Here is a 26,405-nt window from a genome sequence, read left to right on the forward strand (position 1 = left end):
TTCAAAATGCTCGCGATACTCGCTGACAAAACGTCAGGGGAGACCGTAATACAAGCCCTAGCTAGGACAAAAGACGATTTCCTGGATGCATCAGAATTTCTAGCCGCCATGGATATTTTATATTTTCTCGGATACCTGGACGTCCAAGATGGATCTGGAGTGATTGAATATGCTTAAACAGATAAAATGCAACCTATTCAATCAGAGCACTGTTGAGTTCCATCCCGGATTAAACGTCATCCTTGGAGATGACGAAGCCAAGAACTCAATTGGCAAATCATCAGCCCTCCTCGTAATCGACTTCGCGATGGGCGGCGGCAGCCTACTGGACGATGATGCTGGGGCTATCAAGGTTCTCGGCCACCACTCATACCAAATCACATTTGAATTTGGTGGCATACCCTTATATGTAAGTAGATCTACTGAACAGCCAGACGTAATTGATGTCTGCGATTCCAATTATGTCAAACAAGACGAGATATCACTCGAAGCATACAGAGAAAAGCTCAAGAGCTTATACGACCTTTCTGAATTAGAAAGCTCTTTCCGTTCAATCGTTGGCCCATTTGCTCGGATATGGAACAAGGGCGAAGCCGATCCAGCTCACCCGTTGGCGGGAAATCCGAAAGAAAAACTCAGCGCCGGAGTGGCCAGGCTAGTCGATCTGTTTCACCGCACCGGAGATGTGTCGGTGGAGCGAGCTGTACTTCAGACACTTCAAGACAAGAAAAGCTTAATGAACAAGTCGATGACTGCGGAAATCATTCCACGGATCACGACAACCAAGTACAAAACCAACAAGCAGCTCATCAAAACCAATGCGCAAGCCATAAGTGACATCAAAGATAATTTCGCAGGCGCCATCACTGCATACGAAGCCTTGTTTGACGAAAAATTAAGAGCCATCCAACAGAACAAAAATGAGATGATCAATAAGAAAAATCTCATTTCAGCTAGAAGAGAAAAACTTGAGAGAGATATTTCCGGCGTATCACCTCGTCTCACCGCAAATATAGCCCTCGTTGCCGAGTTTTTCCCAGAGGCAAATCTCGAACGTCTCAAACAGGTGGAGCAATTCCACGAAAAGATCGGCAAGCTAGTAAGCAAAGAACTGAAAAGTGAACTTGAGCTTTTGATCATTAATGAATCAGAAGTCACTACAGCCATCACAGATCTTGACCAACAGATAAAAATTACGCTCAAAACCAAAGGCACCCCCACCGATCTATTTGCGAAGGTTTTCGAGCTCAAAGAGGTCACCGACAAGGCGAAGGAAGAAAATAAATTCTTCGAGCAAAAGGCCTCTATCGATAGTGGCGAAGCAGCCTCCAAAACACGCTTAGACGCTATCTATGGAAAAATCTTCCTTGAGATTGAGGGGTTAATTAATCAGAAGCTTGAAAAATTCAACACCCTTGTTTACGGGCCTGAGCGCAGTTCGTCGAAGCTTCGCATTAAGACTTCCAAATCCTACAGCTTCACTTCGCCGATGGATACTGGGACTGGGAAATCGTATGCGGGCCTTGTTGGGTTTGACCTTTCAATGCTCTCACTCACGCGCCTGCCATTCATCATCCATGACTCGATGATATATAAAAACATCGAAATCGCAGCCACTGAAAATATAATCAAGATCCTCACTTCCTTCAAAGACAAGCAAATCTTCCTGGCCTTTGATGAAGCTAAGAAATTCAATAGCAAAACTCAGCAGACTCTGAAATCCAAGATGGTATTGCAATTACACCGCGACAAACTGCTCTATACCGAGGACTGGAGAGCAAAAGAGAAGCGGACGTAAGGAGCCTGTCGGGTACGTGTCGTGTCCCGCCGCCTTGGGCTCCTACATGCTTGAACCACCAGAACAGCCACAGGGCAGGAAACACGAGATGAGCATTTTCGAAGCAACCGACACGCGCCTCCTTAGCAAAGCCGAACTGGGCCAGGTAATCAGGTATCTCCGAGAACTCCGCCAATGGTCTCAAGAAACAATGGCGGAGCTTGCCCACACCACACCGCGCACGATCCAGCGGGTGGAAGCTGGCTCGGGAGCAAGCCTCAACACCCTACGCTCCTTGGCCAGTGCGTTTGATATCCATGACATCGACATTTTCAACAAGCCGATGGCTATTCCCACCGAGGAACAGCTTCAGGCCGCCCGTGAGCAGTTCGAGAAGGACTACATCACGAGCAAAGCTTTGAAGGTCGAGTCTGGCAGGTTCTTGGCGAAGCTTGCCGCCCAGAGTGTAGGTGACTACATCGAGCCGGCGTTTGAGCTCTCCCGAGAACAGGCCGTAATTTTCGCAGAATTGACGGACTATGTGCGAGAGTACCGCGACTGCGCGGATCTCTACACAAGCACGTCACTCCTAGAGGTCTTTGACGAACTTCAGAGTCTCCTGACGCGCCTGGGGGATCAAGGCGTCACGCTCCGTTATGCGACTCGGCAAGTTCTACAGAAAACCTCTTACCCTCAACAAGAACCGCAGCCCGTGGGGCAGGTGCTTTACTTGATCGGGTTTAGTGAAGGGGAAGCGCCCGATGAACTCGCCCTACCAAGAACAAATAGCTTCTTGTAAGGCCTCATTCCCTCCCTGCCACGAGACCGGTTCGACGGTCTCGTGGCTTTTCGCTCGCCTTTCGCTTCCAGTCGAGACCGCTCGCGGGATCGCTCACAGGTGCTAACCTGGCGACTGTCCTTTGATCACATGTGAGCAAGGGGGTAACTCTGCTTGATGCCAAAGCTGATGGGCCTAAATGAAGCCTCCACCTACACACCTACACACCTTTCCCTCATTTCGGTCATATAAGGGTTCGATTCCCTCTACCCGCTCCACATCGCATTCCCCCGCATGGCGTTCCGGTAACGTCATCGCTGTCAAAAGGAGCCTTGGCTCCTTTTTTCGTTTCTACGGCTTTCCTTGATCTGGCCCATGGCCAAGCGCCGTTCGATTGGCTTGAATGCCCAGCGGTTTCAGGTGCATAACCACCTAAGCTTATTGAAACATTCCCAAAGGACTGCCCATGTTTCTCTCCCGCTGGCTACCGGGCCTGGCCAACCTGTTGCACTACCGCCGCGAGTGGTTCCACGCCGACCTGCAGGCCGGCCTTTCCGTGGCCGCGATCCAGATCCCCATCGCCATCGCCTACGCACAGATCGTCGGCCTGCCGCCACAGTACGGCTTGTACGCCTGCGTGCTGCCGATGATTGTCTATGCCCTGATCGGCAGCTCGCGCCAGCTGATGGTCGGCCCTGATGCGGCCACCTGCGCGATGATCGGCGGAGCGGTGGCGCCCCTGGCCATGGGCGACCCGCACCGCATCGCCGAGCTGTCGGTGATCGTCACCGTGTTGGTGGGGGCGATGCTGATCGCCGCGGGAGTGGCGCGAGCCGGATTCATCGCCAGCTTCTTCTCGCGGCCGATCCTGATCGGCTACCTCAACGGTATCGGCCTGAGCCTGATTGCCGGGCAACTGTCGAAAGTGGTGGGGTTCAAGATCGAGGGCGACGGGTTCATTCCCAGCCTTTTCAACCTGCTCCAGCGCCTGGGCGAGATCCACTGGCTGAGCCTGGCCATTGGCCTTGCCGGGCTGGGCCTGTTGATCGGGCTGCCGCGCCGCTTCCCGCGCCTGCCGGCCGCGTTGGTGACCGTGGTGGTGTTCACCGCGCTGGCCGGTTTGTTCGGACTGGACCGGCTGGGTGTGGCGATCCTCGGCCCGGTACCGGCGGGCATCCCGGAGCTGGCCTGGCCACAGAGCAACCTGGCGGAAACCAAGAGCCTGCTGCGCGACGCCCTGGGTATCGCCACCATCAGTTTCTGCAGCGCCATGCTCACCGCCCGCAGCTTCGCCGCCCGCCACGGCTATGCCATCAACGCCAACCATGAGTTCGTCGCCCTGGGGGTGAGCAACCTGGCCGCGGGTGTGTCCCAAGGCTTCGCCATCAGTGGCGCCGACTCGCGCACGGCGGTCAACGACATGGTCGGTGGCAAGAGCCAGCTGGTGGGGATCATCGCCGCGCTGGTGATCGCCCTGATCCTGCTGTTCTTCACCGCGCCCATGGCCTGGATCCCCCAACCCGCGCTGGGCGCCGTGCTGCTGATGGCCGGCTGGGGGCTGATCGACGTGAAATCGCTCAGGAGCATCCGCAGGCTCAGCCGCTTCGAGTTCTGGCTGTGCCTGCTGACCACGGTCGGCGTGCTCGGCCTGGGAGTGCTGCCGGGCATCGTGTTCGCCGTGACCCTGGCGATCCTGCGCCTGCTCTACAGCATCTACCAGCCCACCGACGCCGTGCTCGGTTGGCTGCCGGGCGTCGACGGCCAGGTCGACATACGCCAGCACAAGGACGCCCGCACCCTGCCAGGCCTGGTGGTGTACCGCTTCGACGACGCGATCCTGTTTTTCAATGCCGACTACTTCAAGATGCGCCTGCTCGAGGCCGTGCAGGGTGAGCAGCAGGTGCAGGTGGTGCTGTTCGACGCAGAGGCGGTGACCAGCATCGATGTCAGCGGCGTCGCCGCCCTGCGCGAAGTGCGCGACACCCTCGCCGCCCAGGGCATCCACTTCGCCATCGCTCGTGCACGCGGTACTTTCCTGCGCATGCTGGTGCGCTCGGGCATGGCCCGAGAGATGGAGGACAAGCTGCTGTTCGGTTCGGTGCGGGCGGGGATCAGGGCGTATCGGGTGTGGCGGAACAGGAATCGGCAGGTGGCTTCCGACAAACAAGAGAATGGAATGACGGCAATGCCAAATGACGGCCCGGGCGCCCCCGGGCCTTTATGACCTAATTGCCTCAGGCCTGCGGGTAGCTGCAACCAACGTACAGGTCACGATCCTTGTCTTCGGTCGAAACCACGCGCAGCGTGCCCTTGCTCTCCAGCACTCGTTGGTAGTCGACATAACCGTCGGTATCGAGCGTCTTCTTCAGCTTGAGCGTACTGGCCAGCTTGGCCGCATCGGCCAGGGGCGCGGTGCTGCTGCTCTGCAGGTAGAAGCTGAAGCGGTCGGTCATCACCAGGGTGGCGGACGACACGCCATTGATGCTCAGCGCCGGGGTGACCTGCCAGGCGGCACCGCCCCAGGGGCTGTGCGCCTCATCCTTGGCGAAGGTCAATTGCTCGGCATCGACCAACTGGTTGAAAGCCTCAACCTGCTGCGCGCTGGCCTCGCATTTGGCCAGTGCGGTGAACAGGGCGACCTGGGCCGAATCGGCGGCCGAGGCGGAAAACGCGGCCAGGCAGCCGGCCAGGGTGAGGAAACGAAGCGATCCTTTCATGAGAACATCCTTGCTCAGTTGAACGTGCATTGATTGAACGACAGGTAATCACTGCCGGAGGTGAATTGTAGTACGCACTCGGCGTCGAACTTCTGGCCCGGATGCAGCGCTTTCATCTGCTCGTCCTGGGCACCGTCGGCCCCGCGCAAACGGGCCAGTTCATAGCCATCGTCATCGCCAGCGGCGAGTATCGGCGCGCCCTTGAGGTTGGTCGACACGCCCAGGGCCACTGCGGTGATCTGCACCGGTTGGTTCAGCTCTTCCATGCTCAGCGTGGAATAGCCCTTCTGTTCATAGCTCTGGTACAGCGTGGAAATATCCTGGGCATCGGCGCCCGGGGCAAACAAGAGGCTGCAGGCTAGCACAGCCAAGATCCTGGATTTCACACTAGCTCCTTGTGACGGTTCTCCAGCGTGGGCTGCTGGAGACCGGCACTTTGCCATTAGTGAAGAGCGGGCACCATCGGGGTCTCCCTGATCCGGCTACTTCGGTATGCACGCACCAGGCTGTGCCTGGGTACCGCGGCCGATCAGGCTGATCAAGCCGCAGGGTAGGCTGCCGCGCCACTGCAGGTAGTCGTGCCCCGCCGGGTACTCCACCTGCTCCACCGCGTACCCCTTGGCCAGCAGCACATCGCGCAGGTGGCGATTGGTGTCGAGGATCCTTGGCCCCTCGAACAGCCCGGCCTGGAGGTAGAAACGTAGCGGCTTGCGTGGTGCCTTCACGTACTCACGGGTCAACCAACCGGGCTCGTCCCCCTCCTGCGCCCACCAGTACGAACCCGACAGGCTCAGCACATTGCCAAACAGTTCCGGGTGCATCAAGCCCATGTAAGCCGAAGCCAGGCCGCCATAACTGGAACCGGCAACCACTGTGCGTGAGGCCGTCGCCGACAGGCCCTGCTCGCGTGCCCAGGGCATCAGGTCCTCGGCCATGAAACGGGCGAACAACGGGTTGGGCGGCAGTTCCTGCTGGCGACTGAGGTCGCTGGGGTTGGCGATGATGATCGCGGCCGTCGGCGGGATCAGGCCGTCGGCGATCAGGTTGTCGAGGATCGTCGGGGTCGGCACCTGGCGGGTGTAGGCATGGGCGTCGAACAGCACCAGCAGGCCTTGGTCGGCCTTGCCGGGGCGCCAGCCGACCGGCCGGTACAGGTAGATGTCCCGTTCATTGCCCAGCAATCGGCTGGCCAGGCGCTTGCGCTCCACGCTGCCACGCGCCACGCCTTCGCGTACCGCGACCCAAGGTTGCGGTGCGGCGTCCGGCAGTTCCAGGCGCGAACGCGACAACCACGGATCGCCGCTGCCATCGGCGAAAGTGTTCGGGTTGAGCGGGTCCCGCCGGGTGGTGGCGAGAATCATCCGACGATCATCCGAAACCGGCACATCGGCGGCCATCTGGTAGCTCAGCCGGGTGGCGGCCGGTACTTCGAAGCTGCGGTACCAGACATCGCTCTGGCCCAGGCGTTGAAGCGACTCGTGGTTACCCGTGGGTGCGCCGAACATCCGTACGTTGTCGCGCGCGCCGCGCCACAGAAAGGTGACCAGGCGCTGGTCGGGGTGGTCGGGGATCGCTTCGACCATGGGCGTGCCGTCGACGCCTCGGGCCGTCCAGAACGCATCAGTGGACTCGCCTTTGGCCAACGCCTCCGACAACGTGCGCAGTATCGGGCTGGCCAACGTTGCAGGGCTCTTCCGTTGCCCGGCAACCGGCAGCACCGGGTCCAGACGCAGGCTGAAACGTTCGTCGGGACGGATCGCCAGCGGCTCGGCACGCAGCAGGTAGCGCCCCCCTTGCCCGGCCACGAAGAGAAACTCACGCGGCTGGTCCAGACCATCGATCAACAGACGCAATGGTTTCCCCTGGGCGTCGAGCAGGCGCAGGCTGACATCGCCATCGAGGCGGCCCCGCACCAGGTCGCCGGCCTTCAGTGACAACTGCCAGGCCGGCGAGCTTGTCGCACCAGCCTGCCCGCTCACGGCCTTGCCAGGCACCAGGCGGGGTTCATCGGCTGCCATGGCCGCCCCTGAACAGGCGGCCAGCAGCACCAAGGCATGGGTCAATCGCTGCATGCCCACCTCAGAAGTCGACGCTGGCGGAGAGCTTGAGGGTGCGCGGTTCGCTGACGGTGGCGTAACCGTCGTTGAACACGCCGGCCCAATAGGCACGGTTCTCGACGTTCTCCAGGCTGGCGCGCAGGGTCACGTCCTTGCTCAGCACCTTGGTGGCATAGCGCGCCCCCAGGTCGTAGCGGGTCCACTGGGGGATCTTCAGCTGGTTGGCGCTGTCGAGGTACTGCGAGCTGCTGTGGATTCCCAGCGCGGTCAAGGTCAGGCCATCGACCCAGGGCAGGTCCCACTCGGCACCCAGGTTGGCCGACCAGGCCGGCACGCCACGTGCGGTGTTGCCATCCATGGCGCCGTTGGCGGTCTTGGTCAGCACGGCGCGGGTGTAGGTCACGCCGCCCAGCAGGCGCACATCGGGCGTGACCTCGCCGAACATCGTCCACTCCACGCCGCGGTTACGTTGCTCGCCATCGTCGTTGTAACGGTTGCTGGCCTTGTCATAGATCATGCTCGGCTTTTCGATCTGGAACAGGGCCAGGGTGTGGGTGAAGTCGCCCAGGTCCCACTTCACGCCCGCCTCCATCTGCTTGGCGACATACGGGGCGAACTGCTCGTTGTAGTTGGCGGCCTTCACATCGGTGACCATGCCACCCTGGGTCAGGCCCTCGATGTAGTTGGCGTACAGCGACACCGGCGCATCCCACGGCTTGAGCACGATGCCTACGGCGGGGGTGACCTTGCGCTCGTCGTAGGACGGAGTGCTCATCTTCTGCCGCACGCGCTGGGCGCGGGCACCCAGGGTGAGCAGCACACGATCGTCGACCAAGCCCAGGGTGTCGGCCACGGCGAAGCTGGAAAGGGTGTTGTCGCCGGTCTTGACGCTGCTGCCATGGTCGCCGGCAATGATTGCCTTGCCGGGGTGGTAGATGTTGGTGGTGTAGCCCTTGCCGGTGACGGTCGGCGCGCGGCCGATGTCTTGGTGCAGCAGCGTGGTGCTGAGCACCAGCTGGTGGCTGACCGGCCCGGTCATGAAGCTGCCGCGCAGGCCGGCCTCGGTGGACAGGCTGTGGGTATAGCCCGCCTGGTTGTATGTTTCGCCCGTGGCGGTGCCGTCCGGTTTGGTGACGATCACCCGGGTGCCATTGAGGAAACCGTCGTAGCGGGTGCGTGCACCGCCCACACTGGCGTAGGCCGTCCAGCGGTCGTCGAACTGGTACTCGCCATGCAGCGTCACTGCCTTGCTGACCTGCTTGGCATTGATGCCTTCGAGGATGTTGGTGTCGGGCTTGGGCGCCTTGGTCACAGAACCAAGCTTGCTGAAACCGACCATCATCGGGCTGCCGTTGTCCATCTTCTCGTGGCTTTCGTAAGCATCCAGCGCGAGCTTGAAGTCATCGCCCCGGTAGTCCAGGGCGAGCGATGCCAAGGTGCGATCCTTGGACTGCTCATCGACGCCGGTGTCGCCGCTGCCGTACACACCGTTGAAACGGACACCAAAACGGTTGTCGGCGAAACGGCGGCTGACATCGATGTGTTCGGCCACATAGCCATCGGAGACATAGCTGGTGGTCAGGCGGGTGAGTGGTACGTCACCGGCGCGCTTGGGTACCAGGTTGACCACGCCGCCCACGCCCCCGTTGGGCGCCATGCCGCTGAGCAGCGCGCCTGGCCCCTTGAGCACTTCGACCCGCTCGAGGAATTCGGTTGGCACATGGCCATCCGGCGCCAGGCCGTACAGGCCATTCATCGCCAGTTCCGTGGAGTCCAGGGCATAGCCACGAATCGTGAAGTTCTCGTAGGTGTGCCCTTCACCAGTGCTGAAGCGGATCGACGGGTCGTTGCGCAGCACAGCGCCGACCGTCCCGCTCTGCTGGTTCTCGATGGTCTTGGCGGTGTAGGCGCTGACGCTGAACGGGGTGTCCATGATGTCGCGGTTACCCAGCAAACCGATGCGGGCGCCACGGGCGACCTGGCCACCGCTGTAGGTGTCCGGCAGGTCGCTGTTGAACCCACTGGCGTTGACGGTGGTGGCGCCCAGTGTCAGCGCGCCGTCCTCAACGCCGCTGCCACGCAGGATGATCACGCCGTTTTCCTCCACCGCCACCAGGTCACTACCCGCCAGCACCTGGCGCAGGGCCTGCAGCACCGTGTAGCGCCCTTGCAGCGCCGGGGCGCCACGCCCGGACAACAGGCGGCTGTCGGCGGCAATCGCCACGCCAGACTCATGGGCCAATGCATGCACCGTGGCTTCCAGCGTCTGGCTCGGCAAGTCCAGGGGCAGTGGCAGGCTGTCGGCCTGGGCCGCATGGGCCGCCAGCAGGCCGGCGCAAGCCAGGGCCAGGCGCCGCAGGGTGCCGGGGAAGCGGGTGGAGGAAAGCGACATGATCGGTCCTTGCAGAAGGTGGGTTCACAACTGATGACGTGACAGCCGCGAATTACCCCTCAAAGAAATGTCGGAACACGAAAACGGGGATCAACGCTGCACGATCAGGCGTTGCCCGTCCTGCTCCACCAGCCGTACCGGCAGCACACGTGGCAGTGCTTCGAGCAGCACCTCGGGCTGGTCGCCGGGGAAGCTGCCGGTCAGGCGCAAGGCGCCGGCACCAGGGCCTAGGGTCACCGGGCGCGTCACATAAGCATTGAGCTCGCCGATCACTTCGCTCAAGGGCTGGTCGGTGAACGACCACCAGCCACGCTGCCAATGCGCCAGGTCGGGGCCGAACGCGCCGCCGGCGCGCAATGTGCCCAATTGGCCCTGGCCATCCAGGCAAATGCGCTCGCCTGCCGCAAGGGTCTGCTCGCCCCCCTTCAGGCCACGCACCTGTACCCGCCCCCTGGCGACGGCCACTTGCACCCGATCGCCCCGGTCGCTGACAGAGAAGGCCGTGCCCAGCACCTGGACAAGCCCGAGTCGGGTACTGACCAGGAACGGTCGCCAGCGCTCATGGGCGACATCGAAGAAGGCATTGCCATGCAGTAGCATGACCTGGCGCTCGCCATGGTCGAAATGCACCCGCAGGTTGCTTTCGGCGGCCACCAGCAACTGGCTGCCGTCGGGCAACTCAAGCGCGCGTGGTGCTTCGGCGTGTGTGGTCTGCAGGTCGTACTGGAAGGGTGCGGTGCGCTTGAACATCCAGCCCAGCCAGCCACCGGCGCCCAGCACCAGCGCCAAGGCGCCCCCCTGACGCAACAGCCGTCGCCGCCCGGCATCGCACGCTTGCGGCTGAAGGGCGGTACGCAGTTGTGGGGTCAGGCGATGGACCATCTGCCAGCGCTGCTCGGCCTCTCGCCAGGCGCGCTCATGCTCGTCACTCCTGCCGCGCCAACGTTGCGCCTGGTCGCCCAGCTGGCGCACCCGCTCGGGGTCATCGCCCTGCAAGGCGGCCAGGTAGACCAAGGCCTGCTGGACCTTGCGCGCAGAGGCCGGTTCAAGCATGGCGCAGGCTCATGCGCAGTTCCGACAGGTCGAACACCGCCCGGGCGATATGCAGTTCCACCGATTTCGCCGACAGCCCCAGCGCCTCGCATACCTCCCGGTGGCTGTGGCCATGCAGGCGCACGCGCACGAACACCTCGCGGCGCAGGCGCGGCATGCGCTCGATCCGCGCGATCAGCAGTTGCAATTGCTCGCGGGCGATCATGATGTCTTCCACGCTGGGGGTCAGCAGCTCTGCCCTCGCCAGCCAGTCCTCCAGCGCGGCCAGTTCAGTGCTACGTCGCCGGTATTGATCGATACACAGATTGCGCGCGGCCTGGAACAGCAAGGCGCGGGCATTGATCACCGGGGCGTTGAGTGCATGGGCATAGGCTTGGGCGAAACTGGACTGGGCAATGTCGGCGGCATCGTCGGGATTGCCCAGACGCCCGCAGAGATAGCGGCGCAGGTCGCTGTAGTGGGCGAGCAGGTCGTCGACGACGGTCTCGAGAACCGGGCGGGTGTTCCAGGGCGTGGAAAGGGAGGTCATTGCACGGGACTGTGACAAGGATTGCTAATAGGAATTCCTATCATTCTCACACATGTCATTCAGCCATCGCCAGTCTCGCATGCCACGGCTCGTCTTGTAGGAGCCCGCCTTGCTGGCGAACAGCCTCGCCACCGTTGGCAGGGCTGCGCCTTGCATCGCCAGTAACGCTGGCTCCTACAGAAGGGACCGCCAACATCGGCGGCCCACTTCAGATCAATAACCCAGCGTGCCCAGCAACTGGTCTTCCTTGCCGACCGATCGGCCATAGAAGCGCATCAGTTCGCCCGCACGGTTGGTGAAAATCCCGTCCACACCCGCCTTCATGGCCTTCTCGAAGTCCACTTTTTCATCGAGGGTGTAGACGTGCACCAGCATGCCGCGCTCATGGGTTGCCTGGTTCATCCACGGCTGGATCAGGTCGGAATAGCTCTGCTCCCCCAGGTGCGTGCGCACCGCCGAAGGGCCGGTGCCGATGGCGCCACCTTCCTTGGCGTAACCGAGCCAGCGTTCGAACTCGGCGCGGTCCTTGGGCTGCTGGCGTGCGTAGAAGGCCGACTTGTCCTGTTCACCCGACTCGGCGAAATCCTGCCCCGAGGCCGGCTCGACACTGCCCTTGGCCACCCACAACAGCAGGATCTTCGGCACCTGTGGCATGGCTTCGTGCAGCAGCTTGAGGCTGTTGCGGTCGAAGGTCTGCAGCACCACCTTGCCCGGCTTGTCCAGCCAACCCCGCGCCTCGAGGCGCTTCTTCAGGTCCTGCTCAATGCCTGGGAACTGGGCCGGTTCCTTGGTTTCGATGTACAGGCCAGGGTGGCGCTTGGCATCCGCCTCGGCGATATCGATCACCTCATCCAGGGTGAGAATGCGCTGTTGCTTGAAGTGCTCACGGGCACGCTCGGGGTAGGCCTTGTTGAACCAGCTGCCAGCGTCCAGCGATTTGAGCTCCGCCAGGGTGAAGGCGCTCACCGGGCTGTTCTTGCGCTCGGGGAAGCGCTCGGCGACGTCGCTGGTGCGCAGCAGCACATCGTCGTGGACCACCACCAGCACACCATCGCGGGTGCGCTGCAGGTCCATTTCCAGGTAGTCGGCACCCAGTTCACGGGCCAGCTGGTAGGCCGGTGTGGTGGATTCCGGAGCATCGAACGAAGCGCCGCGGTGAGCGATCACCGCCGGTTGCGGGATGCCCTGGGCACGCGCAAGCGCCTGGCCATCGACGGCCTGGGCAGCGCCCGTGGCCAGCAGGGTGGTCAGGCCCAGGGCCTGGATAAGGGTCTTGTGCATTGAAGTAGTCCTTTGTCTGTCTGTACCGGCCCCTCACGGGCTAGCCCGCTGTCTACAGGTGGTTGCAGGGGCCGGTGGATTCCTGCAGGCCGCAAGCCTCGCACACTCGGCATGACATGCTAAAGTCCCCGCGTTTTCCGCCACACCCAACGGACCGCCCATGCCCGCACTCGACGCCCACCTGCCCGCCTGGGCCGACCTCTACCAACGCCACCCGTGCAGCGCCCTGCTGCTGGGCAATGGCGCCAGCCGCGCTCTGTGGAAGCCGTTCGGTTATTTCTCGCTGTTCGAGGAGGCCCAGCGCGTACGGCACAAAGCGTTGGGGGTGAGCGACCAGGCGCTGTTCAAAGCCCTGGGCAGCGAACTGTTCGAGCCGGTGCTCAGCGCCCTGAACACCACGGTGCGGGCCAACGCCGCGCTGGCGATCAGTTCCACCGCGCCGCTGAACCGCTACTACTCGATCAAGGAAGCATTGATCCACGCGGTGCGCGCGGTGCACTTGCCCTGGCCGTTGCTCAGCGTGGCAACCCGCAGGGCGATCAACCAGGGCCTGCGCCAATACCAGAGCGTCTACACCAGCAACTACGACCTGATCCTGCCCTGGGCCATCGGCGAAGCCCCGGAAGGCTTCGCCGATCTGTTCGACGAGCAAGGCTTCTTCGATGTACGTCGCACCGCTGGCGAAGGCATCCGTGTGATGCACCTGCACGGCGGCATGCACTTGCTCAAGCTCCCCGACGGCAGCACCCGCCGGCGCAGCGCCGAACAGGCCGAACTGCTCGAAGGCTTCGCCGTCAATATTCCCGGTGAAGTGCCGCTGTTCGTCAACGAGAGCCGTAGCGACGACAAGCTGCGTGCGATCCGCAACACCGACTACCTGGCATGGTGCCTGGGCCAGTTGGCCCGCGAGCACGAGGGGGTATGCCTGTTCGGCCAACACCTGGACGCCAGCGACCAGCACCTGCTCGATGCCCTGCGCCAAGCCAGGCCAAAGCATCTGGCGATTGCCATTCGTCCTTTGAGCGAGGCGTCGATCATTAACCAGAAGCAGCATTTCATTGATCGTTTTGCCGACCTTGACGATGTTTCGCTGCATTTCTTCGACGCTTCCACCCACCCCCTGGGCCTTGCCGAACTGGCCATTGGCGTGCCAGACAGCCACCACCGTCGGCGCTGAATGCAGGTGTGGGCAATATTTTGCAAATGTAAATAATTATCGATAAGATCCGCACCTTTTCCCACGCCAGCCCCGGAAAGCGTGCATGCAGCACCCCAAGCCCGACCCCGCCGCCCAGGAAACCTGCCGTGGTTTCTACGCTGACATCCTGCACTTCCTGCGCAAGCGCATGGACAATGCCAGCGATGCCGCGGACATGACCCAGGATGTGTTCGCCCAATGGCTGGGTTACCGCGACCGCGCCAAGGTGCAGCAGCCGCGGGCCTTCCTGTTCCAGGTCGCGCGCAATCTGCTCAGCGACCACTGGCGCCGACAGAAAGTCCGCCACGCGGTGCTGGAGGATGACGCCCTCGCCAATGAGCCGGCCCCCCCTGGCAACGAGCCGCTTGAGCATGCCCAGCAGCAGCAGCGGCTGAATCAATTGCGCCAAGTGCTCGCGCAACTCTCGCCGCGACGCCGAGAAGCCCTTATGCTGCACCGCTTCGAAGGCCTGACCCAGGCCCAGATCGCCGAACGCATGAACATTTCCGTCAGCATGGTCGAGAAGCACATCGCCGCCGCCCTGCTGCAGTGCAAGCAACGCCTGGACAGTGACACCGGCACGGAGCAGCTTCCATGACCCCCATCGACGAACTCGACGCGCGCCCCATCGACGCCCAGGCGGCCAGTTGGTTCAGCCGCAACCGCAACGCCCCATCGCGGGATCAGCGCAAGGCGTTCACCCAGTGGATGCAGACCCCCGAGCACGCCCGCGCCTACCGTCAGTTCGAGCAGCTGTGGGAGGACCTCGCCGCCCTCAAGCATGCCAACCGGCCAGTGCCCCTGCCAGTGCGTCGCGCCCCTCGCTGGCGCCCGGCACTGGCGGCGGCGGCCGCTGTGTTGGCTACGGTACTGGTGGGCAACCTGGACGCCGGCCGCGAAACCTACAGCGAGCGCTTGGCTGCCAGCCCTGAAATGCGCAGCCTGCGCCTACCCGACGGCAGCCAGTTGTACGTCAATGCCCAGACCCGCCTGCGCCTGGATTTCACCGCCGAACACCGGCTGATCCACCTCGACCATGGCCAGCTGTACATCGAGGTGGCACCCGACAAAGAGCGCCCGCTGTTCGTCGATGCCGGCAGCGCCCGCGTGCGCGTCGTCGGCACCGGCTTCGACCTGCGCCGCGGCGACCGGGAACTGGTGGTCGGCGTCGCCCATGGCCAGGTAGCCTTCGAGACCCCAGGCGAGCGCCAACCGCCGCTGCTGCTCGGCGCCCATCAGGGCGCTACCTACGATCAGGCACGCGGCACCCTGGTACGCCACGAGCTGGGCGAACAGCCCGTGGCCGACTGGCGCGAGGGGCATGTGAGCTTTCGCAACCGCGAGCTGGCCAGCCTGATCGACGAGCTTGGCCTGTACCGCCAGCAACCGGTGTTGCTCGCCGACCCGGCCCTGGGGCGCTACAAGGTGTCCGGCAACCTCGACGTGCATGATCCGGACGCTCTGCTCAATGCGCTCCCGGCATTGCTGCCAGTCAAGACAACCCTGCTGGCGGACGGCCGCCTGCGCATCGAACGGCGCTGAAAACAACAGTTTGAGAATTTTTATCATTCGCAGGTGAGGAAGTTTCGCAACGCCGCGTCTTCCTCCTCGCCTGCCGCGTGATGGCGGGCCTTTTTCCGGCCTTTTGCCGTTTGGGGGAATCCATGTTGTCCGCGTTGCGTCCGTTGCACTGCCTGCCTGCCCGACCCACCCTGCTTGCCCTGTGCCTGGCCATGAGCCTGGCCGCCGAGGCGGCCCCGGTGGCCTTCGACCTGCCCGCCCAGCCATTGGCCCATTCGCTGAGCCAGCTGGCGCAGCAGGCCAAGGTCCAACTGCTGTTCGACGAGGCCCTGCTCGGCAAGGCCCAGGCCCCGGCACTGAAAGGCGACTTCGAAGCCGAGGCGGCCATCAGCCGCCTGCTCGTGGGCAGCCGCTTCAGCGTGGTGCGCATGGGCAACACCTACGTGGTGCGCCTGCGCGAGGATGACCCGAGCGCCGACAACAGCATCCAGCTGGGCGCCTTGAGCATCGTCGGCGATGGCCAGCAGGTCGACCCGGGCAACGTTGGGCGCTCGACCTTGGATCAAGAGCAGATCGACCGTTACCAGCCAAGCAACATCCCCAGCGTCCTGGCCACCCTGCCGGGGGTGAACATGGGCGGATCGGCCAAGCCCGGCGGCCAGACCATCAACATCTGGGGCCTGGGTGACGCCGAGGACGTGCCCATGACCGTCGATGGCGCGCCCAAGAGCGGCTTCGAGCGCTACCAGCAAGGCACCATCTTCATCGAGCCGGAGCTGATCAAGCACATCGAGGTCGAGAAAGGCCCGCATTCGGTCAAGACCGGCAACGGTGGTTTTGGCGGCAGCGTCAACATGGAAACCAAGGATGCCGGTGATCTGCTGCAGGACGGTCGCAACAGCGGCGCGATGCTCAAGTACGGCTATGCCAGCAACGATCACCAGCAGATCTACAGCTCGGCGTTGTTCGGCCGCACCGATGACGGGCGCATCGACGGCCTGGTCTATTACACCAAGCGTGACGGCGGCAACCTGAAGATGGCCGACAGCCTGCCCGACCCGACCAACCAGTGGCCGGTCAACCCCCAGCGTGTGCCCTACAGCGCCCTGGACCTGGACGGCGCGCTGCTCAAGACCAACATCCACTTCACCGACGAACACAGCCTGGGCCTGTCCTGGTCACGCTCCGAAAGCGAGCGTTGGACCACCTTCGCCTCCACCGCCTTCCCGGCGCCGCCGAGCGCGGCGGACATCAGGAAGTATGGCTACGACGGCGCGCTCAAGCGCTTCCTGGCCAACCGCACGACCATCGACACCACCTGGTCGGCCACCTACAAGTACCAGCCCATCGAGAACCCCTGGGTCGATTTGCAGGTGAAGTACTCCGAGTCCGACACCCAGCAGACCGACGAGCGTGACGCCACGGCGTTCTTCCAGCCAGCCACCGGCGGGCGCAAGATGGACACCGAGTACAAGGACCGCATGCTCGATGTGAAGAACACCAGCACCTTCCTCACCGGCCCGCTTGAGCATGCGCTCACGGCCGGCGCGCAGGTGCGTCGCCACGACCGCGACACACAAATGTGGATGCCCGGCAAGACCTATGAAGTGCCCAAATACAACTACGGCAACTTCCAGCCCTACTTCATGCCCAGCGGCCAGGTCGACAGCCAGGGCTACTACCTGCAGGACGCCATCACCTTGGGTGACCTGACCATCACCCCGTCGCTGCGCTATGACCATGTCACCAACGAGGGCAAGCCCAACGACGCGCCGTACTACAACAACCCCGCAGCCGGCCACGACTATAGCGACAAGACCTACAGCGGCTGGTCGCCGCGTCTGTCGCTGTTCTGGAAGGTGACTGAACAGACCGCGCTGTTCGCCGACTACAGCAAGACCTGGCGCGCCCCGGTGCTCGACGAGCAGTACGAAGTACAAGGCCTGGGCAGCCGTACCTCGACCAGCCGCGACCTCGACCCGGAACGCATCACCGGCGTGCGCCTGGGCAGCATCAGCAATTTCTCCAACGTGTTCACCCAGGGCGACAGCGCCCAGGTGCGCACCATGCTGTTCCGCAACAAGATCACCGACGAGATCTTCAAGGCCACCGGCGTCGGTTGCCAGCAACAGCTGGTGAGTGGCGGCACCATCGCCAACACCTGCGGCGACGGCCTGATGGGCAACTACCGCAACATCGGCGACGTGGTCTACAAAGGCTTCGAGGTCGAGACGTTCTACGACTCGACCTACCTGTTCGGCTCGGTATCGTACTCGTGGATGGAGGGCCGCCACGAAGGCGCCTATACCAACCCCTGGGGGCCGGATGTGTGGGCCAAGGATGTTCCGGCGCCGAAGTGGATCACCACGCTGGGGGTGAAGATCCCGGCCTGGGATGCCCGTGTTGGCTGGACCGCCCAGTTCGTCGGTGCGACGAATCACCTGCCCAGCGACAAGTACTTCGAAGGCCCGGCCAGTGCGTTGGGTGACCGCTACTACGATAACTTCGGCAATGAGAAATACGAGATCCACGGCCTGTTCGCCAACTGGAAACCCCAGCAGGCGTATCTGAAAGGCACCGAGGTGAACCTGACGGTCGACAACCTGTTCAACAAGGCCATCCGGCCGGAGCTGTCGGGTGAGAACGCCTACACCGTTGGGCGTAACGCCAAGATCAGTGTCACGCGGTTCTTCTGAAGCTGTCGACCAGGGGCGATGCAATCGAATGCATCGCCCACCGGCTCAACATTCACTCACCCTCGCCACATACCCGCTCGTGCGCCGCGGCGACGTTCACCCGCATCGCCGCAAGGGCCAGGTCGACGGTTTCCTGGCCCACCGCATAGGTGCCTCGCGCCTGCATCCAGCACAGGATATCGGCCAGGTGCCAGATCGAGGCCGTGCCTTCGTGTACCGGCGCCGGAAAACTATGGGGATGGGTGAGCATGAGCTTGCGCATGTTCTGCCGGCCCCCCCCACCCGTTGCGCCACATCGGTCAGCCCCACCAGATCGGGGGTGGCCTCGATCAACCGGGCTTGCGGAGCAACGCCTCACCTCTTCAGCTTCGCAAGAGACCTATGCGAAACAAGGAAATTGCGGCTGATAGGGCAGCGTTGCCACAGCCCCTGGCATGGGCAACTGCCTATCCGGCAATCAACCCATCCGCCCGCAACAGGGTTTCCAGGCAATGCTCCTGAACCCCGTAGAACGCCTTGAGCTGGGCGATCTTCTCCAGCAGCGCGGCGTTGTCCTGTGGCTGTCGGCGTTTGACCGCGAGGATCATCTTGTTCTTGTTGGTGTGCTCCAACGAAATGAATTCGAAGACCTTGGTCTCGTAGCCACAGGCCTCGAGATACAGCGCGCGCAGGCTGTCGGTGAGCATCTCGGCCTGCTGGCCCAGGTGCAGGCCGTACTGCAGCATCGGCTGCAGCATGCCTGGGCTGTGCAGTTGCGGACGGACCTGCTTGTGGCAGCACGGCGAGCACATGATGATCGCGGCGTTGCAACGGATGCCGGTATGGATGGCGTAGTCGGTGGCGATATCACAGGCGTGCAGCGCGATCATCACCTCGATGGCTTCAGGCACCACGCTGCGCACGTCGCCACATTCGAACACCAGCCCCGGGTGCTCCAGCCGCGCAGCCGCCGCGTTGCACAACTCCACCATGTCCTGGCGCAGTTCCACACCGGTGACGTGCGCCTCGCGCCCCAGGGTGTTGCGCAGGTAGTCGTGCATGGCAAACGTCAGGTAGCCCTTGCCCGAACCGAAATCGGCGACCCGCAAGGGCTGCTCCACGGTCACTGGCGCACCACTGAGCGCGTGGTCGAAGACCTCGATGAATTTGTTGATCTGCTTCCACTTGCGTGACATCGAGGGGATCAGCGCACTTTGGGCGTCGGTCACCCCCAGGTCGCGCAGAAACGGCCGCGACAGTTCCAGGTAGCGCTTCTTCTCCCGGTCATGCCCACTTGCGCTCGCCTCGCGCGGAGCCTGCTGGGCCAGGTGGCGGCGCAGCATCGGCTTGCCCTTCTTGCTGAACTCCAGTTGCACTTCACCGGCAGCGGTGAACAGGTGGGCATTGCGAAAGTGCTCTGGCAATAGCTCGGCCACCAGCGCCAGGACTTGATCCAGCAGCACGTTGCGGGTGATGTCGCGGGTCTGGTGACGGTAGACCAGTTGCAGGTTCGTCTCGCCCTTGATCTGCACTGGCTTGGCAATGATCCGCTGCAGCGTCTGGTCGGCGCCGACATGACGCGCCAGCACCAACTTGCTCAAGCTGCCATCGGCCAGGGCGTCAGCCAGCAGGTCGAGAAACTGGGCGCGCGCGTCCGGCGCGGCGGGGGCGGAAGAAGGGGAAGACATGGGGAGCGGGTGCCTCGGAGTGCGGGGGGCGCTTTGCGCAATACCGCACATTCTACGTTGATGTCGGCCCCCCGCGAACCCCTGAGGCAATGGGTGCATGGTACCGGCCTTGCCGGTGTTCGCAGGGCAAGCCCGCACCTACAAGCACTGCGCCGGCCTCAAGATCGACACGTAACCCGTAGGGGCCGGCTTTGCCGGCAAAAGGGCCACCGCTGCCAGCACAAAGCTTTGTACTGTGCGCTCAGTCGAGAATCACCAACCGATTGGGCAGCTCGTTACGCGCATGGGTCGGCGGCACATGCTCGCTGAGCAACTCGCCACAGGCCTCGATGCATTCGACAAAGCCCTGCAACGTCCGCCCCTGACGCACCTGTTCGGTGAAACGGGCGACGATTACCTCGCGCGCCTGCTCGGGCAGGTGCCGGGCGATCCCCTCGTCGACCAGGATCTCGACATGCCGCTCGGCTTCGCTGACAAAGATCAACACCCCGGTGGCACCAGCGGTGCGCTGCAGATTGAGTTCGAGAAACTGCTGGCGGGCCAGCCCCGAGGCACGCCGGCGGCGCAGCACAGCAGGCACCACCCAGGCGGACAAGCGTGGATGACGCAACAGCAGGCACAGGCTGATGAAGGTCAGCATCTGCGCCAGCAACAGGCCATTGACCCCGATCCCGCCCAACCACAGGTGCAGCAGGCCGGGGACCAGCAACGCCAACAGGGCGGCCCAGAGCAATGGAAGATAGGGGAAGTCGTCGGCGCGGCGAGCCAGCACGGTCACCAGCTCCGCGTCGGTGCGCCGTTCGGCGCGGGCGATCGCCTCGGCGATCTGGCGCTGTTCGTATTCGTTCATGCCATCGTCTCTCAAGCGTTCTTATCGTTGTTATCCCGGCATCGGGGTGGCGGGAGTGTATCTCAACAAGCGCCTCATATAAGGCATAATCCGCGGCTGCGTCGGATCATGGACGAATGATCCTGAAAACCGCCAGTGGACACTACGACAACAAGCGTGCGAATAGCCTCGGCCAATTGCCTCACTCAACAACGGAATTGATGATGAAACTGTCTTTGCTGGGCCTGGCCATGGGCCTTGCCAGTCAGGCGGCCCTTGCCGCCACCCCCGCCCCGCCCCTGCAGGACAAGCAGGCCTTCATCGACCATCTGATCGGCCAGATGACCGAAGCCGAGAAAATCGGCCAGTTACGCCTGATCAGCATCGGCCCCGAGATGCCGCGCGAGAAGATCCGCGAGGAAATCGCCGCCGGGCGCATCGGCGGCACCTTCAACTCGCGTACCGCCCCTGAGAACCGGCCAATGCAGGACGCAGCCATGCGCAGCCGCCTGAAGATCCCGATGTTCTTCGCCTACGACACCATCCACGGCGAGCGCACGATCTTCCCGATCAGCCTGGGCCTGGCCGCGACCTGGGACATGGACGCCATCGCCAAGGTCGGCCGCACCTCGGCCATCGAAGCCGCCGCCGACTCCCTGGACATGACCTTCGCCCCCATGGTCGACATCGCCCGCGACCCGCGCTGGGGCCGCACCAGCGAGGGCTTCGGCGAGGACACCTACCTGACCGCGAAGATCGGCCAGGTGATGGTCAAGTCGTTCCAGGGCTCGAGCCCGGCCAACCCCGACAGCATCATGGCCATCGTCAAGCACTTCGCGCTGTACGGCGCGGTGGAAGGCGGACGCGACTACAACACGGTCGATATGAGCCTTCCGAAGATGTACAACGACTACCTGCCCCCCTACCGCGCCGCGCTCGACGCCGGTGCCGGCGGGGTGATGGTCGCGTTGAACTCCATCAACGGCGTGCCGGCCACCTCCAACACCTGGCTGATGAACGACCTGCTGCGCAAGGAGTGGGGCTTCAAAGGCGTGACCATCAGCGACCACGGCGCCATCCAGGAACTGATCCGCCACGGTGTCGCCCGCGACGGCCGTGAAGCGGCCAAGCTGGCGATCAAGGCCGGCATCGACATGAGCATGAACGACACCCTGTACGGCGAGGAACTGCCGGGCCTGCTCAAGTCCGGCGAGGTGACCCAGGCAGAACTGAACCAGGCGGTGCGCGAAGTGCTCGGTGCCAAGTACGACATGGGCTTGTTCAAGGACCCGTACGTGCGCATCGGCAAGGCCGAGACCGACCTTAGCGACTACTACGGCAATGACCGCCTGCACCGCGAAGCCGCCCGCGACGTGGCGCGGCGCAGCCTGGTGCTGCTGGAAAACCGCGAGCAGACCCTGCCGCTGAAGAAAGCCGGCACCATCGCCCTGGTCGGCCCGCTGGCCGACGCGCCCATCGACATGATGGGTAGCTGGGCTGCCGACGGCCGCCCCGAGCACTCGGTCACCGTGCGCGAAGGCCTGAGCCGCGCCGTGGCCGGCAAGGCCAAGCTGGTCTACGCCAAAGGCGCTAACGTCACCGGTGACAAGGCGATGTTCGACTACCTGAACTTCCTCAACTTCGCCGCGCCGGAAATCATCAACGACCCACGTCCGGCCGCCGTGCTGATCGACGAAGCGGTCAAGGCCGCGAAACAGTCGGACGTGGTGGTGGCCGTGGTCGGCGAGTCCCGTGGCATGTCCCACGAATCGTCGAGCCGCACCACCCTGGAAATCCCGGCGGTGCAACGCGACCTGATCAAGGCGCTGAAGGCCACCGGCAAACCACTGGTGCTGGTACTGATGAACGGTCGCCCGCTGTCGATCGCCTGGGAACGCGAGCAGGCCGACGCCATCCTCGAGACCTGGTTCAGCGGCACCGAAGGCGGCAACGCCATCGCCGACGTGCTGTTCGGCGACTACAACCCGTCCGGTCGCCTGGCCATCACCTTCCCGCGCTCGGTCGGGCAGATCCCGATGTACTACAACCACATGCGCATCGGCCGTCCGTTCACCCCCGGCAAGCCTGGCAACTACACCTCGCAATACTTCGAGGAACCCAACGGCCCGCTATACCCGTTCGGCTACGGCCTGAGCTACACCAGCTTCGACCTGTCGGGCCTGGCGTTGTCGCAGAAGGAGCTCAAGCGCGGTGGCAGCCTGCAGGCCAAGGTGACGGTGAAAAACACCGGCAAGCGCGATGGCGAAACCGTGGTGCAGCTGTACATCCAGGATGAAAGCGCCTCGATGAGCCGCCCGGTCAAGGAGCTGAAGAACTTCCAGAAATTGATGCTCAAGGCCGGCGAGGCGCGAACCTTGACCTTCGACATCAATGAAGAAGACCTGAAGTTCTACAATGGCCAGCTGCAGCGGGTGGCCGAGCCAGGGCAATTCAATGTCCAGGTCGGCCTCGATTCGCAGGCCGTGCAGCAGCAGAGCTTCGAGCTGCGTTGAGCAGATCCGGCCTCATCGCGGGCCTTGCCCCGCGATGAGGCCGGCACAGACAACTGAAATCCAGGATCCGCCTCATGCCCTCATCCTTCCGCGCCCTGCGCCTGGGTCTGATCATCTTGCTGATCCTGGTCGGCACCACGCTCAGCGCGGGCTGGGCCATGCACCAGGCCAAGCGCCAGGCACTGGAAACCGACGCCCGTCGAGCCAGCCAGCAACTGGGCTTGTACGCCAATGCCCTGCACACGCTGATCGAACGCTACCGCGCCTTGCCCGCCGTGCTGGCGCTGGACCCGGAGCTGGTCGACGCCCTGCGCGGCCCGGTCACCGAACCGGTACAGGAGGCCCTGAACCGCAAGCTCGAACGCATCAACGGCGCCGCCAACTCCTCCACCCTCGAGCTGCTCGACCGCACCGGCCTGGCCATCGCGGCCAGCAACTGGCGCCTGCCGACCACCTACGTCGGCTCCAACTATGGCTTCCGCCCCTATTTCAAACAGACCCGCAGCCAAGGCAGCGGCCGCTTCTATGCGGTCGGCGTGACCAGCGGCGTGCCGGGTTACTTCCTGTCCAGCGCGGTGAACGACGAGCATGGCCGCTTCCTCGGCGCCATGGTGGTCAAGCTGGAGTTCCCCGAACTCGAACGTGAATGGCGCCAAGGCAACGACATCCTGCTGGTCAGCGACGCCCGCGGCATCACCTTCATCGCCAACCAGGAAGGTTGGCGCTATCGCGAGTTGCAGCCACTGAGTGGCGCCGATCGCGCCGAATTGGCCGAGACCCGCCAATACGACAAGCAACCCCTGGTGCCGTTGCAGCACCAGGCCCTGACCCGCTTCACCGATAGCAGCCAACTGGCCCGTGTGCAGGGCCCGGATGGCAACGCCGAGTACCTCTGGGAAAGCCTGCCACTGGAGGCCGAAGGCTGGACCTTGCACTTGCTGCGCAAGCCGCAGGTGGCCGAGGACGGTCGCAACGCCGCCCTGGCCGCCGCCGCGATCTGGCTGAGCCTGGTGTTCGCCGCACTGTTCGTCAGCCAGCGCCTGCGCCTGGCTCGCCTGCGCCAGCGCAGCCGCGAGCAGCTCAAGCGTCAGGTCGAGGAGCGCACCCGCGAGCTGCGCACCGCCCAGGAGGGCCTGGTGCAATCAGCCAAGCTGGCGGCGCTGGGGCAGATGTCGGCCGCCCTCGCCCACGAGATCAACCAGCCGCTGACCACTCAGCGCATGCAGCTGGAAACCCTGCGCCTGCTGCTCGACCAGGGCCGTCACGAGCAGGCCCGCCTGGCGCTGGAGCCACTGGAGCAAATGCTGACACGCATGGCCGCGCTCACCGGGCACCTGAAGACCTTCGCCCGCAACAGCCCCGGCGGCCTGCGCGAGCGCCTGGACCTGGCCACCGTGGTCGACCAGGCCCTGCACCTGCTGGAAGCGCGCATTCGCGCGGAGGACGTGGAGGTGGCCCTGTACCTGGCGCGCCCGGCCTGGGTGCGCGGTGATGCAATCCGCCTGGAACAAGTACTGATCAATCTGCTGCGCAATGCCCTCGACGCCATGGCCGACAAGCGTTACAAACGCCTGGAGATCCGCATCGAGGACGACGCGGGGTTGTGGCGCCTTGGCGTGCTCGATTCCGGCGGCGGCATCCGCGACGCCGACCTGGCCAAGGTATTCGACCCGTTCTTCACCACCAAACCAGTGGGTGAAGGCCTGGGCCTGGGCCTGGCGATCTCCTATGGCATCGTCATCGATGCCGGCGGCAGCCTCCAGGTCGAGAACCTGCCGGGCGGCGCGCGCTTCAGCCTCACCCTGCCCCGCGACATGGAGCCTGTATGTTGAATTCCGTGATCGTCGTCGACGACGAAGCCAGCATCCGCACCGCCTTGGAGCAGTGGCTGAGCCTGTCGGGTTTCAATGTGCAACTGTTCGCCCGCGGCGAGGATTGCCTGGCACAGCTGCCCAAGCACTTCCCCGGCGTGATCCTCAGCGACGTGCGCATGCCCGGGCTGTCAGGCTTGCAACTGCTCGAGCGGTTGCAGGCGCAAGACCCCGACTTGCCGGTGATCCTGCTGACCGGCCACGGCGATGTGCCCATGGCGGTGGAGGCGATGCGCAACGGTGCCTACGATTTCCTGGAAAAACCCTTCACCCCCCAGCACCTGATGGGCAGCCTGCGTCGCGCCCTGGAAAAGCGCCAACTGGTGCTGGAGAACCGCCGCCTGCATGAACAGGCCGACCTGCGGGGCAAGCTGGAGGCTACCCTGCTGGGTATGTCCCAGGGGTTGCAGCACCTGCGTCGTCAGGTACTGGACCTGGCGAGCCTGCCGGTCAACGTGCTGATCCGTGGCGAGACTGGCAGCGGCAAGGAGCGCGTGGCCCGCTGCCTGCACGACTTCGGCCCGCGCGCCGACAAGCCGTTTGTCGCACTCAACTGCGCGGCTATTCCCGAAGCCCTGTTCGAGGCCGAACTGTTCGGCCATGAGAGTGGCGCCTTTACCGGCGCCCAGGGCAAGCGGATCGGCAAGCTGGAATACGCCAATGGCGGCACGGTGTTCCTCGACGAAATCGAAAGCATGCCCCTGGCCCAGCAAGCCAAACTGCTCAGGGTGATCCAGGAACAGAAGCTCGAGCGGCTTGGCGCCAACCAGAGCATCGCCGTCGACCTGCGCATCATTGCCGCCACCAAGCCCGACCTGCTTGAAGAGGCCCGCGCCGGACGCTTTCGCGAAGACCTGGCCTATCGGCTGAATGTCGCCGAACTGCGCCTGGCGCCCTTGCGTGAACGACGCGAGGATATCCCCCTGCTGTTCGAGCATTTCGCCCGTGCTACCGCTGAACGCCTGGGGCGTAGCGCCCCACCGCTGGACGGTACGCAGCTTGCGCAGCTGCTGACCCATGATTGGCCGGGCAATGTGCGCGAGCTGGCCAATGCCGCCGAGCGCCATGCGTTGGGGTTGGGCTCACCAAACCTGGAAGACAGCCCCGCAGGCCAGTCACTGGTCGACCAGATGGAAGCGTTCGAGGCGCAATGCCTGCGGGCATCGCTGCGCCTGCACAAGGGCGAGATCAAGGGCGTGATGGAGGCCTTGCAGCTACCGCGGCGAACACTGAACGAGAAGATGCAACGGCACGGGCTGGTGCGAGAGGACTTCGTCGAGCGCGAATGAGCGGAAATCCGCCTATCGCTGACCGCCAATGAGCAATAATCCGCTTATTTCTACAGGCACGACCTGTATCGTCATGCAGCCCTTCGCCGGCAAGGCCGGCTCCTACAAGGATCGCATCAGGCCAGGTGTTACGCGCCCTCTGTAGGCGCCAGCCTTGCTGGCGGACAGCCCTCGCAGCGCAAACGTGCGTCTGCGCCCCCCCTTTGGCACACCTCCTGCAAAACCCTTCTCAAGCTG

20 protein-coding genes and 1 pseudogene are annotated in these 26,405 nt (G+C 63.4%); 11 read left to right on the forward strand and 10 right to left on the reverse strand.

The genetic code is table 11. The annotated features are described in order from the left end of the window. Positions 1 to 6 precede the first annotated feature (6 nt). From IM733_RS25745 to IM733_RS13790, 4 genes are all read left to right on the forward strand, one after another. Positions 7 to 177: an ABC-three component system middle component 7 gene (locus IM733_RS25745; RefSeq protein WP_432760427.1), complete on the forward strand. Its 171-nt coding sequence runs from the start codon at positions 7 to 9 to the stop codon at positions 175 to 177. Beyond that, positions 170 to 1,798, forward strand: coding sequence for a DUF2326 domain-containing protein (locus IM733_RS13780; RefSeq protein ID WP_248917183.1), 1,629 nt, complete (start codon positions 170 to 172; stop codon positions 1,796 to 1,798). Before IM733_RS25745 ends, IM733_RS13780 begins: the two co-directional genes overlap by 8 nt. A gap of 88 nt (positions 1,799 to 1,886) precedes the next feature. Beyond that, positions 1,887 to 2,576 (forward strand): helix-turn-helix domain-containing protein, encoded by a 690-nt coding sequence (locus tag IM733_RS13785; protein ID WP_248917184.1) that lies wholly within the window; start codon positions 1,887 to 1,889, stop codon positions 2,574 to 2,576. A gap of 445 nt (positions 2,577 to 3,021) precedes the next feature. After that, the gene (locus IM733_RS13790) at positions 3,022 to 4,779 is read left to right on the forward strand and encodes a SulP family inorganic anion transporter (protein WP_248917185.1); all 1,758 of its coding nucleotides are present in this window, start codon (positions 3,022 to 3,024) and stop codon (positions 4,777 to 4,779) included. Between the two features lie 10 nt (positions 4,780 to 4,789). Here the strand turns inward: IM733_RS13790 and IM733_RS13795 are convergent, their stop codons facing one another. From IM733_RS13795 to IM733_RS13825, 7 genes are all read right to left on the reverse strand, one after another. Next, positions 4,790 to 5,272, reverse strand: a complete 483-nt coding sequence (locus IM733_RS13795; RefSeq protein ID WP_248917186.1) for a hypothetical protein — start codon at positions 5,270 to 5,272, stop codon at positions 4,790 to 4,792. Between the two features lie 14 nt (positions 5,273 to 5,286). Continuing rightward, positions 5,287 to 5,658 carry a hypothetical protein gene (locus IM733_RS13800; protein ID WP_248917187.1) on the reverse strand — a complete coding sequence of 124 codons (372 nt, stop codon included), beginning with the start codon at positions 5,656 to 5,658 and terminating at the stop codon, positions 5,287 to 5,289. 96 nt (positions 5,659 to 5,754) lie between these two features. Beyond that, the gene (locus IM733_RS13805) at positions 5,755 to 7,344 is read right to left on the reverse strand and encodes an alpha/beta hydrolase-fold protein (protein ID WP_248917188.1); all 1,590 of its coding nucleotides are present in this window, start codon (positions 7,342 to 7,344) and stop codon (positions 5,755 to 5,757) included. 7 nt (positions 7,345 to 7,351) lie between these two features. Continuing rightward, entirely contained in the window at positions 7,352 to 9,721 is a 2,370-nt protein-coding gene (locus IM733_RS13810; RefSeq protein ID WP_248917189.1) for a TonB-dependent receptor, read from the reverse strand. A 90-nt stretch (positions 9,722 to 9,811) separates the two neighbouring features. Further along, positions 9,812 to 10,774, reverse strand: a complete 963-nt coding sequence (locus tag IM733_RS13815) for a FecR family protein (protein WP_248917190.1) — start codon at positions 10,772 to 10,774, stop codon at positions 9,812 to 9,814. Further along, a complete protein-coding gene (locus tag IM733_RS13820) occupies positions 10,767 to 11,303 on the reverse strand; it encodes an RNA polymerase sigma factor (RefSeq protein WP_248917191.1) in 537 nt (178 codons plus the stop codon). Before IM733_RS13820 ends, IM733_RS13815 begins: the two co-directional genes overlap by 8 nt. 213 nt (positions 11,304 to 11,516) lie before the next feature. Then, a complete protein-coding gene (locus IM733_RS13825; RefSeq protein WP_248917192.1) occupies positions 11,517 to 12,584 on the reverse strand; it encodes a glycerophosphodiester phosphodiesterase family protein in 1,068 nt (355 codons plus the stop codon). 160 nt (positions 12,585 to 12,744) lie between these two features. Between IM733_RS13825 and IM733_RS13830 the strand changes: the two genes are divergently transcribed. From IM733_RS13830 to IM733_RS13845, 4 genes are all read left to right on the forward strand, one after another. Continuing rightward, positions 12,745 to 13,761 (forward strand): DUF4917 family protein, encoded by a 1,017-nt coding sequence (locus tag IM733_RS13830; protein WP_248917193.1) that lies wholly within the window; start codon positions 12,745 to 12,747, stop codon positions 13,759 to 13,761. An 85-nt stretch (positions 13,762 to 13,846) separates the two neighbouring features. Further along, the gene (locus tag IM733_RS13835) at positions 13,847 to 14,380 is read left to right on the forward strand and encodes an RNA polymerase sigma factor (RefSeq protein WP_248917194.1); all 534 of its coding nucleotides are present in this window, start codon (positions 13,847 to 13,849) and stop codon (positions 14,378 to 14,380) included. Beyond that, a complete protein-coding gene (locus tag IM733_RS13840) occupies positions 14,377 to 15,324 on the forward strand; it encodes a FecR family protein (RefSeq protein ID WP_248917195.1) in 948 nt (315 codons plus the stop codon). Before IM733_RS13835 ends, IM733_RS13840 begins: the two co-directional genes overlap by 4 nt. Before the next feature lie 122 nt (positions 15,325 to 15,446). Beyond that, on the forward strand, positions 15,447 to 17,999 hold the full coding sequence (locus tag IM733_RS13845) for a TonB-dependent receptor (protein WP_248917196.1): 2,553 nt from the start codon (positions 15,447 to 15,449) through the stop codon (positions 17,997 to 17,999). Between the two features lie 52 nt (positions 18,000 to 18,051). Here the strand turns inward: IM733_RS13845 and IM733_RS13850 are convergent. The 3 genes and pseudogenes from IM733_RS13850 to IM733_RS13860 form a co-directional block, all read right to left on the reverse strand. Next, a pseudogene (locus IM733_RS13850) lies at positions 18,052 to 18,344 on the reverse strand (helix-turn-helix transcriptional regulator); the annotation flags it as partial. Between the two features lie 101 nt (positions 18,345 to 18,445). After that, positions 18,446 to 19,666: a class I SAM-dependent methyltransferase gene (locus IM733_RS13855; RefSeq protein ID WP_248917197.1), complete on the reverse strand. Its 1,221-nt coding sequence runs from the start codon at positions 19,664 to 19,666 to the stop codon at positions 18,446 to 18,448. Between the two features lie 241 nt (positions 19,667 to 19,907). Continuing rightward, positions 19,908 to 20,516 carry a TPM domain-containing protein gene (locus IM733_RS13860; RefSeq protein WP_248917198.1) on the reverse strand — a complete coding sequence of 203 codons (609 nt, stop codon included), beginning with the start codon at positions 20,514 to 20,516 and terminating at the stop codon, positions 19,908 to 19,910. Between the two features lie 200 nt (positions 20,517 to 20,716). Between IM733_RS13860 and bglX the strand changes: the two genes are divergently transcribed. From bglX to IM733_RS13875, 3 genes are all read left to right on the forward strand, one after another. After that, a complete protein-coding gene (bglX, locus tag IM733_RS13865) occupies positions 20,717 to 23,008 on the forward strand; it encodes a beta-glucosidase BglX (protein WP_248917199.1) in 2,292 nt (763 codons plus the stop codon). A 74-nt stretch (positions 23,009 to 23,082) separates the two neighbouring features. Continuing rightward, positions 23,083 to 24,840 (forward strand): sensor histidine kinase, encoded by a 1,758-nt coding sequence (locus IM733_RS25600; RefSeq protein ID WP_349292543.1) that lies wholly within the window; start codon positions 23,083 to 23,085, stop codon positions 24,838 to 24,840. Continuing rightward, positions 24,834 to 26,168, forward strand: coding sequence for a sigma-54-dependent transcriptional regulator (locus IM733_RS13875; protein WP_248917200.1), 1,335 nt, complete (start codon positions 24,834 to 24,836; stop codon positions 26,166 to 26,168). Before IM733_RS25600 ends, IM733_RS13875 begins: the two co-directional genes overlap by 7 nt. Positions 26,169 to 26,405: the final 237 nt, after the last annotated feature.

It is taken from the genome of Pseudomonas entomophila (assembly GCF_023277925.1).
GTDB lineage: Bacteria > Pseudomonadota > Gammaproteobacteria > Pseudomonadales > Pseudomonadaceae > Aquipseudomonas > Aquipseudomonas entomophila_D.

Excerpts from the sequence above, each read along its gene's own strand:
- IM733_RS13805 (WP_248917188.1), bottom strand. The coding sequence starts at position 7,344 with ATGCAGCGATTGACCCATGCCTTGGTGCTGCTGGCCGCCTGTTCAGGG.
- IM733_RS13795 (WP_248917186.1), bottom strand. The coding sequence starts at position 5,272 with ATGAAAGGATCGCTTCGTTTCCTCACCCTGGCCGGCTGCCTGGCCGCG.
- IM733_RS13815 (WP_248917190.1), bottom strand. The coding sequence starts at position 10,774 with ATGCTTGAACCGGCCTCTGCGCGCAAGGTCCAGCAGGCCTTGGTCTAC.
- IM733_RS13835 (WP_248917194.1), top strand. The coding sequence starts at position 13,847 with ATGCAGCACCCCAAGCCCGACCCCGCCGCCCAGGAAACCTGCCGTGGT.
- IM733_RS13825 (WP_248917192.1), bottom strand. The coding sequence starts at position 12,584 with ATGCACAAGACCCTTATCCAGGCCCTGGGCCTGACCACCCTGCTGGCC.
- IM733_RS25600 (WP_349292543.1), top strand. The coding sequence starts at position 23,083 with ATGCCCTCATCCTTCCGCGCCCTGCGCCTGGGTCTGATCATCTTGCTG.
- IM733_RS13785 (WP_248917184.1), top strand. The coding sequence starts at position 1,887 with ATGAGCATTTTCGAAGCAACCGACACGCGCCTCCTTAGCAAAGCCGAA.
- IM733_RS13875 (WP_248917200.1), top strand. The coding sequence starts at position 24,834 with ATGTTGAATTCCGTGATCGTCGTCGACGACGAAGCCAGCATCCGCACC.
- IM733_RS13860 (WP_248917198.1), bottom strand. The coding sequence starts at position 20,516 with ATGAACGAATACGAACAGCGCCAGATCGCCGAGGCGATCGCCCGCGCC.
- IM733_RS13830 (WP_248917193.1), top strand. The coding sequence starts at position 12,745 with ATGCCCGCACTCGACGCCCACCTGCCCGCCTGGGCCGACCTCTACCAA.
- IM733_RS13840 (WP_248917195.1), top strand. The coding sequence starts at position 14,377 with ATGACCCCCATCGACGAACTCGACGCGCGCCCCATCGACGCCCAGGCG.
- IM733_RS13820 (WP_248917191.1), bottom strand. The coding sequence starts at position 11,303 with ATGACCTCCCTTTCCACGCCCTGGAACACCCGCCCGGTTCTCGAGACC.
- IM733_RS13810 (WP_248917189.1), bottom strand. The coding sequence starts at position 9,721 with ATGTCGCTTTCCTCCACCCGCTTCCCCGGCACCCTGCGGCGCCTGGCC.
- IM733_RS13855 (WP_248917197.1), bottom strand. The coding sequence starts at position 19,666 with ATGTCTTCCCCTTCTTCCGCCCCCGCCGCGCCGGACGCGCGCGCCCAG.
- IM733_RS13780 (WP_248917183.1), top strand. The coding sequence starts at position 170 with ATGCTTAAACAGATAAAATGCAACCTATTCAATCAGAGCACTGTTGAG.
- bglX (WP_248917199.1), top strand. The coding sequence starts at position 20,717 with ATGATGAAACTGTCTTTGCTGGGCCTGGCCATGGGCCTTGCCAGTCAG.
- IM733_RS25745 (WP_432760427.1), top strand. The coding sequence starts at position 7 with ATGCTCGCGATACTCGCTGACAAAACGTCAGGGGAGACCGTAATACAA.
- IM733_RS13845 (WP_248917196.1), top strand. The coding sequence starts at position 15,447 with ATGTTGTCCGCGTTGCGTCCGTTGCACTGCCTGCCTGCCCGACCCACC.
- IM733_RS13790 (WP_248917185.1), top strand. The coding sequence starts at position 3,022 with ATGTTTCTCTCCCGCTGGCTACCGGGCCTGGCCAACCTGTTGCACTAC.